Origin of the sequence: Paucilactobacillus nenjiangensis, assembly GCF_005405445.1 — a bacterium.
Taxonomy (GTDB): Bacteria; Bacillota; Bacilli; order Lactobacillales; family Lactobacillaceae; genus Paucilactobacillus; species Paucilactobacillus nenjiangensis.
In genome coordinates, this window is record NZ_BJEB01000005.1 from 39,132 (window position 1) to 50,041 (window position 10,910).

13 protein-coding genes are annotated in these 10,910 nt (G+C 37.8%); 11 read left to right on the forward strand and 2 right to left on the reverse strand.

All coding sequences use genetic code 11. From position 1 onward, the window contains the following. Positions 1-15 precede the first annotated feature (15 nt). The gene (locus tag FFM59_RS01475; RefSeq protein WP_137601290.1) at positions 16-669 is read right to left on the reverse strand and encodes an NAD(P)H-binding protein; all 654 of its coding nucleotides are present in this window, start codon (positions 667-669) and stop codon (positions 16-18) included. 324 nt (positions 670-993) lie between these two features. Between FFM59_RS01475 and FFM59_RS01480 the strand changes: the two genes are divergently transcribed. From FFM59_RS01480 to FFM59_RS01505, 6 genes are all read left to right on the forward strand, one after another. After that, positions 994-2,730, forward strand: coding sequence for an ABC transporter ATP-binding protein (locus FFM59_RS01480; protein WP_137601291.1), 1,737 nt, complete (start codon positions 994-996; stop codon positions 2,728-2,730). Positions 2,731-2,735: 5 nt separating this feature from the next. Beyond that, positions 2,736-4,832 (forward strand): ABC transporter ATP-binding protein, encoded by a 2,097-nt coding sequence (locus FFM59_RS01485; protein WP_137601292.1) that lies wholly within the window; start codon positions 2,736-2,738, stop codon positions 4,830-4,832. A 237-nt stretch (positions 4,833-5,069) separates the two neighbouring features. Further along, positions 5,070-5,444, forward strand: a complete 375-nt coding sequence (locus tag FFM59_RS01490; RefSeq protein ID WP_137601293.1) for an ArsR/SmtB family transcription factor — start codon at positions 5,070-5,072, stop codon at positions 5,442-5,444. Next, entirely contained in the window at positions 5,441-6,058 is a 618-nt protein-coding gene (locus FFM59_RS01495) for a CadD family cadmium resistance transporter (protein ID WP_137601294.1), read from the forward strand. Before FFM59_RS01490 ends, FFM59_RS01495 begins: the two co-directional genes overlap by 4 nt. 45 nt (positions 6,059-6,103) lie before the next feature. Next, positions 6,104-6,319: a MerR family transcriptional regulator gene (locus FFM59_RS01500; RefSeq protein WP_137601295.1), complete on the forward strand. Its 216-nt coding sequence runs from the start codon at positions 6,104-6,106 to the stop codon at positions 6,317-6,319. Positions 6,320-6,427: 108 nt separating this feature from the next. After that, the gene (locus FFM59_RS01505; protein ID WP_137601296.1) at positions 6,428-7,015 is read left to right on the forward strand and encodes a TetR/AcrR family transcriptional regulator; all 588 of its coding nucleotides are present in this window, start codon (positions 6,428-6,430) and stop codon (positions 7,013-7,015) included. Here the strand turns inward: FFM59_RS01505 and FFM59_RS01510 are convergent, their stop codons facing one another. Continuing rightward, the gene (locus tag FFM59_RS01510; protein ID WP_137601297.1) at positions 7,016-7,777 is read right to left on the reverse strand and encodes a glucose 1-dehydrogenase; all 762 of its coding nucleotides are present in this window, start codon (positions 7,775-7,777) and stop codon (positions 7,016-7,018) included. It abuts the gene before it with no gap. A 292-nt stretch (positions 7,778-8,069) separates the two neighbouring features. Here FFM59_RS01510 and FFM59_RS01515 point away from each other — a divergent pair, with 292 nt between their 5' ends. From FFM59_RS01515 to FFM59_RS01535, 5 genes are all read left to right on the forward strand, one after another. Further along, on the forward strand, positions 8,070-8,546 hold the full coding sequence (locus FFM59_RS01515; protein WP_307722415.1) for a Rossmann-fold NAD(P)-binding domain-containing protein: 477 nt from the start codon (positions 8,070-8,072) through the stop codon (positions 8,544-8,546). An 11-nt stretch (positions 8,547-8,557) separates the two neighbouring features. Further along, positions 8,558-9,025: an Rrf2 family transcriptional regulator gene (locus FFM59_RS01520; protein ID WP_137601298.1), complete on the forward strand. Its 468-nt coding sequence runs from the start codon at positions 8,558-8,560 to the stop codon at positions 9,023-9,025. A gap of 2 nt (positions 9,026-9,027) precedes the next feature. Further along, positions 9,028-9,465, forward strand: coding sequence for an SRPBCC family protein (locus tag FFM59_RS01525; protein WP_137601299.1), 438 nt, complete (start codon positions 9,028-9,030; stop codon positions 9,463-9,465). 67 nt (positions 9,466-9,532) lie between these two features. Further along, positions 9,533-10,156: a hypothetical protein gene (locus FFM59_RS01530; protein WP_137601300.1), complete on the forward strand. Its 624-nt coding sequence runs from the start codon at positions 9,533-9,535 to the stop codon at positions 10,154-10,156. A gap of 23 nt (positions 10,157-10,179) precedes the next feature. Beyond that, positions 10,180-10,569 (forward strand): HIRAN domain-containing protein, encoded by a 390-nt coding sequence (locus FFM59_RS01535; RefSeq protein WP_371858069.1) that lies wholly within the window; start codon positions 10,180-10,182, stop codon positions 10,567-10,569. Positions 10,570-10,910: the final 341 nt, after the last annotated feature.

The following is a 10,910-nucleotide window of genomic DNA, read 5'->3' on the forward strand; positions in this document are numbered from 1 at the left end:
TTACAAAAATTAAGATTAGTATTTCATTGGAGAGTCGCCGTCGGTATTTGGTTTGTTAACCCCAATTGAACGGCCACGATATGGCTCAGGATTGGCTATGATTTTAGCGATGAACGTACCAACGCTTTTACGTGAAACAACAGTACCCTTAAAGGTTTCATCAGCTTCTGTGGTTTCATAATCGACGTCAGTATTATCGGACAACCAAGCAGGCCTGATAATGGTGTAGTTCACATCAGAAGTTTGAATTAATTTAGCGGCATCTGCATACGTCGTCAGATAACTATTTTTGACACCGCCACCTAACGTCGTATTGTTAAATTCACCAAATTTTCCAGGGACTTCGTCGTAAATTCCCAGTGTGGAAACCCAAATCAGTTGTTGAACTTTGGTAGCTTTGATGGCTTTGACAACATTCTCGGCTAATGGAACGATACTGTTACTGGCTAAATTAGCATATACCAAATCGATCCCATCCATGGCTTCGGTCAAAAATTGTAAATCAGAAACATCACCGACGACAATTTTGACTTGATTGTGGAGCTTTTCAGGCACTTTGTTGGCATCTCTGACTAATAATGTAACATCAGCACTACTGTCGTCTAATAAGCTTTGTGTTGCAAATTGAGCAATACGGCCATTACCACATAAAATTAATACTTTTTTCATGTTCAATACTTCTCTTCTAAATGTTTACAAGTCAGTGATAAACCAGATTCAGGCGGTAGGTCAAGAAAAAGCACTTTTTAAGTCAAATTGGGGATTATTTGTTAATTAGGGTGCGTATTTTTGCCATTTAGTAATGGTAATTAACCACTTAACTAGTTTAGGTTTACTTGTGCCAGTTATTATGGTGTAATAAGACTTGCGAAAAATGCGATGCGACGGTAAATATTGGGAGAAACAGCTCAGATTAGTCTTAAGTGAGTTTGGAATTTATCACTTGGACACCGTTTGTGTGCGTATGATTTTATGTTTCAGGAGGAAAATTAAATGGTTTTTAAGGCGATTGGTAAGTATAAATTACTCGTCTGTGCAGCGTTGGTCACGATGATTATTCAAGTAGCCGCGATGCTCTGGCAACCACAATATTTAAAAAGCATTATGAAGGTCATGGTTGATACCAGCCTTTCAACGAATGGTAAGGTCGATCAAATCAGTTCGTATGGTTTTGGACTGTTAGCAATTGCGGTGATGGGACTAATTGGTTCCGTGCTCAATACAATTGCGGCAGCTAAAATTGCACAATCTGTCTCGGCCGATATTCGAGAAAATACATTTCGAAAAATTCAGACTTTTTCATATGAAGATGTCGAAAAGTTTAGCGCATCTAATTTAGTAGTGCGAATGACCAATGACTTGAATCAAGTTCAAATGTTATTGATGATGGTCTTTCAGGTATTAATACGGGTCCCAATTTTGTTTATTGGTGCCTTTGTTCTGTCAATTTTAACTATGCCACAATTATGGTGGATTATTATTGTGATGGTGGTGTTAATTGTCGTGGTGACCGCATTTTCAATGAAAGCCATGGGTCCACATTTCATGGCATTCCAAACCTTAATGGATAAGATTAATGGGATTGCCAAAGATAATTTGCGTGGCTCACGCGTGGTTAAATCTTTCGTGCAAGAAAAAAATCAAATTAGTAAGTTCGATAAAGAGTCTGACGAACTATTCGGCCATAACTTGGCGGTTGGATATATTTTTTCTACCATGGTTCCGGCATTTACAATTATTTCTCAATTAGCTGTGTTTGGCGCAATTTTATTTATTTCGACTTACATCACGGATTCAGTGTCAGTTGCTACAGATCAATTAGGCGGAATCATGTCCTTTATCCAATATATGATGCAAATTATGTTTGCGATTACCATGGGTGGGATGATGTCAATGTTTGCTTCTCGTGGGTTTGTGTCTGCACACCGGATTCAAGAAGTATTGGCAACGGAACCTTCGATGACTTATGACGATGTGCCAGATGAAGACTTAGATGGTTCAATTAAATTTGATAACGTGTCATTTGCATATCCTAATGATGAAGATATGACACTTAAAAATATTAGTTTTGAAGTTAAGAACGGCGAAATGGTCGGGATTGTCGGGGCCACCGGTTCTGGTAAATCGACGCTTGCACAATTAATTCCGCGACTATTTGATCCAAATGAAGGAACAGTTAGTGTCGGTGGTAAAGATATTAAACACGTGTCCCAAAATACTTTAAAAAAATCAATTTCAATTGTCTTACAAAAAGCGATTCTCTTTTCAGGGACTATTGCTGATAATTTAAAGCAAGGCAAGTCAAATGCAAGCGAAGACGATTTAAATCGAGCTGCTAAAATTGCCCAGGCAGCCGAATTTATTGACCGTCTCCCAAATCGCTATAATGCAGAAGTGGAAGAGCGTGGAAATAATTTTTCTGGTGGTCAAAAGCAACGTTTATCGATTACTCGAGGAGTCATCAAGAATCCTAATATTTTGATTTTAGATGATTCAACTTCCGCACTTGATGCACGTTCAGAAAAGTTGGTTCAAGATGCATTCAACCAAGAATTAAAAGACACTACCACAGTGATTATTGCGCAGAAGATTTCATCTGTCGTACATGCTGACAAGATTTTAGTTCTGGATGAAGGTAAATTAGTTGCTCAAGGGACTCATCATGAACTTTTGGAGAGCTCTGACGTTTACCAACAAATTTACGATACTCAAAAAGCACAGGAGGACTAGAAAATATGAATGATACATTACGAGCAATTAAGTTCTTTTACTTGTATTTAAAAAAATATAAATTCTCGTTCTTCTTAATTGCAATCTTTATTATTGTGGCAACTTATTTACAAGTTAAATCTCCTGTAATTTTAGGGGATGCGATTACTAATTTAAGTACTTACGTGACTGACTTTTTTAGTCACCAACACTCTGGTGAGGCGATTAAAGCTTTGAAAAAAATTGCTGCCGGGGCAGCAACATCTCAGGATACTTTACAGCAAATAGCCCAACAAATGTCCGCCTCCGCTGGGCACACCATTAGTTGGAAGTCATTGACTGATGCCAATGTTCCACAAGCTGTGTTATCAAGCTTACCTCAAGGAACTAGCATTCACAGCCTTCAACAAATGGCAGCCATGCCAACAAATTGGAAATCTTTAACAGATGGTAATGTGGCTCAAAGCATTATTTCAAGCCTTCCGTCTGGGACGTCGATTCATAGTTTGCATCAAGCAGCCGTATCTGTCGCGCCCAATAAAAATGATTTCTTTGGGGCGATGTGGAAACTACTCGCGTTTTATGTAATGACTGGGGTAGCACAGTTACTTTACACCATCTTGTTCACGCGGATTATCGCACATTCCACAAATCGGATGCGTAAGGGCCTCTTCGCTAAAATCGAACGTTTAACGATTGCGTATTTTGATTCTCATGCCGATGGAGATATCTTAGCTCGTTTCACCTCTGACTTAGATAACATTCAAAATACTTTGAATCAAGCAGCCGTGAACGTGGCGTCTAATTTTGCTTTATTCATCGGGATTGTCTTCATGATTTTCCATGAGAATGTAAGTATGGCCTGGGTGACTGTCTCGACGACCCCAGTAGCTGTTTTAGCTGCCGTGATTATTATCATTCAAGCCAAGAAGTATACTGATCGCCAACAACAAGAAGTTGGTGAATTGAATGCTTATATGGATGAGAAAATTTCGGGTCAAAAAGCGATTATTGTTGAAGGCCAACAACAAGAAGCGATTGATGGCTTTGTAAAGCAAAATGAAAAAGTTCAAAAATCAACTTTCGCAGCACAAACTTGGTCGGGGATGATTTTCCCATTAATGAATGGCTTTTCATTATTAACGACCGCATTAGTGATTTTTATGGGTACCAAAATTGCCTTACAGGATAGTTCGTTATCAACGGCTGCTGCACTTGGTCTTGTGGTAACCTTTATCCAATATGCGCAACAATATTACAATCCAATCATGCAAATTTCTTCATCATTCGGCCAATTACAATTGGCGGTGACCGGAGCAACTCGATTGAATGTTCTCTTTGATGAAAAAGAAGAAGTTCGTCCCGTTAATGGGAAGCAATTTGGAGAAATGTCGACCGGTATTCAGATTGAACATGTTGACTTTGGCTATGATCCTGGCAAACCAATTTTAAAAGATGTCAATATTGATGTTGAAAAAGGCCAAATGGTGGCCTTAGTCGGGCCAACCGGTTCTGGTAAAACGACAGTCATGAATCTTATGAATCGTTTCTATGATGTTGGTAGTGGCGTTATTAAGTACGACGGAACTGATATTCGCGAGTTTGATCTTGATAGCTTAAGATCTAAGGTCGGAATCGTATTACAAGAATCTGTTCTATTTACTGGTACGATTGCTGACAATATTAAGTTCGGTAAACCTGATGCCACTGATGAAGAAATGATGGAAGTTGCTAAAATGACACATATTCATGATTTCATCATGTCATTGCCAGACCAATACCAAACTCAAATTGATGATAGCGAGTCTGCTTTTTCCGTGGGTCAAAAACAACAAGTTTCGATTGCTCGAACGATTCTAAGTGATCCTGAAATTGTAATTTTGGATGAAGCAACATCAAATGTCGATACTGTGACGGAACAACAAATCCAATGGGCAATGGATGCAGCCATTGAAGGAAGAACTTCCTTTGTGATTGCTCATCGACTTAAAACAATTTTAAATGCAGATAAGATTGTTGTCCTAAAAGATGGCCAAGTGATTGAAGAGGGTAATCATCATGAACTTGTCGCTGCCGGTGGATTTTATTCTGAACTGTATCATAATCAGTTTGTATTTGAATAAAAGAGTGCGAAACTAATTGTTCAATTCTAAAGCATTAACGAAAAAATACCGTTTATTCTATTTTTGAATAGACGGTATTTTTAGTTAATCGAAGGAATTAATTAGTTAAGCGCGTATCAAACAACCACACATAAATTTCCTGGGTAATTATTTGCATTACGATTTTCCAAAAGTAGTCGACTGTCAAACTATTACATGTTATAGTGTAATAGATAAAGACGAAAGGAAATTTTAAAAATGACATACGAAGATTGTTGTCCAGAGAAGCCAAGCTTGGCCGAACGTGATTTAATCAATGAAAATCAAGCCTTATCCGTGGTATCACTGTTTAAAGTGCTATCGAATGATACGAGATTAAAAATTTTGCACGCGTTGGTCAGAGAACCAAACTTATCAGTGGGGGATATTGCGACTTTGTTGCATATGAAAGTTCAAGCAGTATCAAACCAATTACAAACGTTAGTTAGCCAAAATATTATTAAGCCAAATCGTGATGGAAATTTCATTAAATATCAAATTGTTGATGATTGTACGTTAATCTTACTTGAACGTGCGTGGTGCCTAGCTGAGGATACGGGTAAAATTACCGTTTCCGACGAGGTTACGCAGTGATTCAATTAATTCTCACGGATATTATTATCTATGCCTCAACAGCCATTGATTTGGTCGTAATCCTGATGCTATTGTTTTCGAAATATCGTTCAGCGAAGCACCGCCGGCAAATATATATTGGCCAATTTTTAGGATCATACACTTTAATCGCAATTAGCGTGTTTTTTGCATTTGTTTTGCACTACGTCCCAGCTAAATGGATTCTGGGATTCTTAGGTATTATTCCCATTATGTTTGGGTTGAAATACATTTTTGGTGACGAAGATGAAGCGAGTGAAGTTAGTCAAAAAATTGAAGATCGTCAAGATAAGAATTTAATTTCAACTGTCGCACTCATTACTGTGGCTTCTTGTGGTGCTGACAATATTGGATTATTCGTACCATACTTTGTTTCACTGACTATGAGCCAAATAATTGTCACGCTAATTGTATTCACCATATGTATCTACTTACTAGTGTGGATTGGTGATAAATCATCACAAGTCAGTTTTGTAAAAACTTTTCTAGACAAGTTTGGTGACTGGATTATGGCCATTATTTATATTGGTTTAGGAATTATGATAATTATGGAAAGTGGCACGATTACACATCTGATCAAGTTAATCGCGCATTAATGATTTAACTGAATACAAACTAAAGCTTGAAGTGACCCCCCGAGATTGTTGTCCAATCTCGGGGGGTCACTTCAACGTGGGGTTCGTAATTTACGGCTTTATGATCAAGCAGACTTGGAGCATGTAGCCTTAGTGCGGCGTTTAAAAAACGGTGGGTTTTCGTTAGACGAAATTTTGGAATATACCAAAATTCGTGATCAAGGGGTTGAGACCATTCCAACCCGGCTAACGCTGATGGCGGACAAAATAACCCAATTGTAAGCTAAACAAGAAGCAATTGATGCAAGTATCAAGTATTTAGAAGAAAAAATGTTGATTTTAGAAGCACAGGAAAAGTTGAAGTAATAAGGATTTCGAGGGAGGTAAATCATGCAAAAACGACAAATGTATATAGATACGCAAAACAAAATCATTGAGACAACGCTTGTATTGATGAAGACCAAACCCATTAATTCAATTAAAGTTACTGAGATTGTGAGAATGGCAAAAATTAACCGAACGACATTTTACTTACACTTTCAAGATGTACCAGCGTTAATAGATTTCATTGAAAACACTCTAATTGACGATTTAATTGAGTGTTTTAAAAGCGTGCCGGTTGATTGGATTCAGACTTACAATCAAACTCAAGAAGAACAATTCTATTTAGAATTTGCCCAATTGATTGAAGCCAACTTCAATACGTATCAACGGTTAATGAGTTCAAATGGGGATGCGAAATTTATTTCATTGATGCGACAACGGTTATCTGACTATATTACACCAACAATTATCACGACCAATGATGACTTGAATATTTCTGGAGACATCCTACATGAATTGATTTTAAGTGGCTTGCTGGACATTTTGCAGTATTGGATTCAAAAAGAACCCAGTTTAACCCCACAAAAAATCGCGAGACTATTACTAGTCTCACGACATGTGTCACCAAATCAAAGAGTTAAAGAAAATCTGTAGTTATTTATAAATCACACCACCGTCAACAATGTAGGCTTGGCCAGTAATGTAATCTGCTTTATCACTAGCTAAAAATGAGACTAGGTTAGAAATATCTTGTGGTGTGGCGGGGCGTTGCAGAGCAATTCGTTGTGAACCGCGGGCAATTTCTTCTTCGACAGTGGTGCCGTTTTGTTGGGCATACTGATTGAGAATATTCTCCATCATCGGGGTCATCACGTATCCAGGACAATATGCATTAACTGTAATATTATCCGCACCAAATTCTTTTGCAGCGCCTTGAGTCAATGAACGAACCGCAAATTTGGTAGCCGAATAGCCAGCATGCTTTTCGGCGACAGAATAGGCCCCAATCGAGGCGGCATTGATAATTTTTCCCTTAGATTGTTGTTGCTTAAATTGCTCAGCAGCGGCTTGCATTCCAAATAAAACGCCCTTAACATTGACGTTCCACAATTGATCAAAGTCGGCTTCACTCATGTCGGCCACTGTGACTTCTTTGGTGATACCAGCGTTATTCACAATGATATCTAGTCGACCAAGGTCCGTAACTACTTGATGCACAACGTCAAAAACTTGTTGTTTGTTTTCGACATGTAATTCGTAGCCTTTGGAATTAGGAATCGTTTGGGCAATTTCATTGGCACTTTCTTGCGTTAGTCCAGTTACCGCCACCTTGAAACCATCTTCTGACAACTGTTTAGCAATACTTAAGCCAATACCCATGGTTGAACCAGTGACGATTGCAACTTTTTCATTCATAATTAGTTACTCCTTTGTTATTTATTTCACAACAAGCATAATTGGGTTAGCGCTCGACTTCAATCAGAAGTTGATAGTAAAGTGTCTAAGATGAGATCAACGGGTTCAATCATAAAGAAGACAAATTAATTGACTTTATTATTCATCTACAATAAAATATCCATAGATAATAAAAAGTGGATGAATGGAGATTATAATTATGAATATCGTACTATTAGGTGGCAATGGATACTTGGGCAGAAACTTCACGGAAAAAATTGTTGGCATGAATCCATAAATTGACGTTTTAGTATTGTCAAGATCAGGTAAAAATAGTTTAAGTAAGCCACAAATTGAAAACATTGCTGTCGACTTGAATGACTATGACGCTGTCAAAAATAGTTTGCCCGATCAAATTGACTATATTGTTGATTTCATCGGTCGGCCAGAAAAGGACGCGACTCAATTACGGGCCATCAATATGCAACCCGTTGAGTTAATGAAACGGTTAGCCGAAGAAAAACAGGTTAAAGCAATGGGAATGATTGGTGGAGTGTTAGGAGCTAAATCATTTGTTAATATCAAAGCAGAAGCAATTCAATTGTTAAAAACTAGCTCGATACCTTTAGCCTATGTGGAACCAACGTTAGTTTATGGAAATGGACGACAGGACTCTATGACCAAAATGGTTCCGCTGTTGAAATTCTTTGGGTTGTTTGCAAAAAATATGAAACCTGTTGATGTCAATGAGGTCGTTTCTGATTTGGCGATACAGCTTTTCAAATATTAGAGGTCAATACTGTGAAATTAAATCAAAGTACGGAACAAGGAGTCTACGTGGTGGTCATTTTGGCCCTGCAAAAAGGCCACAAACCGTTAAAAAGTTCTTTATTAGCTAAGACGTTACAAGTCTCAGATTCTTACTTAAAGAAGATTTTGCGTAAGTTAGTGGTCGCAGATGTGATTAATTCAGTGGCCTCAAAAGAAGGTGGATTTGTTTTGAATCGCCCCATTAATCAAATTTCATTCGGGGATGTTTATCGCGCGGTTCAAGATAATCACGCTGAAATTAAGTTTAACCACATTGGTAATCGCCTTTTTGACAACGTCGAGCATGTCAAAGAAGGCGAAGATAAAATTTTTGAAGCATTGCAGAATGCAGATCAGGCTTTTTTGACGGAGTTAAATCAAATTCCGATGTCGGATTTATTGGAAGCATATGCTATTTCAGATGGCGCGATTGATTGGGAAAAGCAGTTTGGTGAATAATAATGACAAAACGAATTGTAATTAAACAGGTGATTGGTGCCTCGGTGGAAAGTACTTTTGATTGGATGGCTCACTCCAATAACTTTTCCAGAGCACCATGGGTGTTCAGCTCAAAATGGCGTGATAGCAACAACTATACAGTAGGGGCAGTGCGCAATATTTTTATGTTAGCTGGATGGTATCAAGAAGAAATTACTGAGTTTGTGCCTAATGAAATAATTCAGTACCGGGTGTTGAAATCATTTCTACCAGTGAAACAAGACTTTACTGAAATGAAATTCGAGAAAGTTTCACGTGGAACAATGGTCACTTGGACTATTGATATCGATGTACTGATACCAATAATAGGACCAATTCTTACGCAAGCTGCTGGCAAATTAGCTGCAGGCTTGTACGGGAGTATTTTAACTGCTGGTAAGAAGGTATTAGAAAGAGGATGAGTAATCATCTTCTTTTTTTCTATCTTTATGTTGATGTAAGCGGTACAATTACGCTGAGGTGATAGTTGTGAATACTATTTTAAAAATCATCGTATTTATTTGTGGAGTGGCATTTTTTGTTCAGGCCTATCGTGATAAAAGATTTCGTGGGCAAGAGAACTATCGCTCATGGAAACAAATTTTTCATGGAGAAAATAAATTTTCTGGGGATTCAGCTAACAATGAACCAAAACCAAACATCACACCACTGACGCCTCCAGCAGCTACACCGATTTCTGGGCCAGTGGGAATTGTATTGCCGGCGATTTTTCTCACTACGGATTATCATAATTTGAATGATGAAGAAACTGATGAATTTTTAGATGAGGCCATGGCGGATTTAGATCAACAAGGATTAAATACAAGTGATTGGACTTATGATCAGGCCGTGATGGTCTTCAATGCCTTAATGAAACATGATGAAATTGATCCTGAATTGTTACAAGATCCGAACGAATTCGATGCTTTGGAAGACGATATCGAAATTCAACGACGTGAAATTGAACATGAAGATTATCCTGGAGATGAAGATGATAAGGATTTTGATCTTGCAGGGAAGTCGATTGATGGAACTGATTATGATAATTGGAATCATACAGACGCTGAAGATAACGATGATGATGAATATACTAAGTACTATTCAGACCGCTAAAAATAATTAGGAGCGTGATTTTAATGGATTCAAATGAAACTCATCAATTACTTGATGAAGAAATGTGGGATGCAAAATGGGAGCCCAGTCGTCATTTAATAGACTTTCACATTGCCGGATTTACTTACTATGATGGTCTTGAAGTGATTAATGAACTGCATCTTGGAACTCGTGTGGATTTAGTGGGTGAGCCGGATAATCCATATGATCCGGAAGCCATTAAAGTCATGTACCACGATAAAAAATTAGGCTATGTCCCTAAGGACCGGAATTCACAAATGAGTACTTTCTTGTATTACGGACACGGTGATATTTTTGAGGCACAAATTCAACTGGTCAACACTGAAACACATCCAGAACGGCAATTTCGCGTTGTTGTGAAAATCAAAGACAATCGTCCCGGCCTGAAATAACGTGACGTTTCTTAAACAACTGTAATGTTTGATTCAAAGTTTTATAAGACTTTGTTCATGCATTTTTCACAAACATCAGTTATAGTTACCACATACCAAATGTATAAACCTCTTTTTCATATACTCCTCCCAAAGTAATGAAAAACGTAGCTGGCATAACCAGTTACATCCTACTCCTAAAAAAGTGGCTGGGAAAAAACTAACCAGCTATAGAAAAATCGACCAAAAATTCTATAATTAATAGAATTTTTGGTCGGTTTTTTGTTTTTTTATATTTGATAATTGTTTATGTGAAAAATTAGCGGTTGCTTTGGTTAAAATTCCCGCTAATTTTGTTAGAT

What these genes read in the sequence shown, in the direction of transcription:
- FFM59_RS01505 (WP_137601296.1), top strand. Translation starts at nt 6,428, where the DNA reads ATGCAAAAACGACAAATGTATATAGATACGCAAAACAAAATCATTGAG.
- FFM59_RS01525 (WP_137601299.1), top strand. Translation starts at nt 9,028, where the DNA reads ATGACAAAACGAATTGTAATTAAACAGGTGATTGGTGCCTCGGTGGAA.
- FFM59_RS01535 (WP_371858069.1), top strand. Translation starts at nt 10,180, where the DNA reads ATGGATTCAAATGAAACTCATCAATTACTTGATGAAGAAATGTGGGAT.
- FFM59_RS01475 (WP_137601290.1), bottom strand. Translation starts at nt 669, where the DNA reads ATGAAAAAAGTATTAATTTTATGTGGTAATGGCCGTATTGCTCAATTT.
- FFM59_RS01490 (WP_137601293.1), top strand. Translation starts at nt 5,070, where the DNA reads ATGACATACGAAGATTGTTGTCCAGAGAAGCCAAGCTTGGCCGAACGT.
- FFM59_RS01485 (WP_137601292.1), top strand. Translation starts at nt 2,736, where the DNA reads ATGAATGATACATTACGAGCAATTAAGTTCTTTTACTTGTATTTAAAA.
- FFM59_RS01510 (WP_137601297.1), bottom strand. Translation starts at nt 7,777, where the DNA reads ATGAATGAAAAAGTTGCAATCGTCACTGGTTCAACCATGGGTATTGGC.
- FFM59_RS01480 (WP_137601291.1), top strand. Translation starts at nt 994, where the DNA reads ATGGTTTTTAAGGCGATTGGTAAGTATAAATTACTCGTCTGTGCAGCG.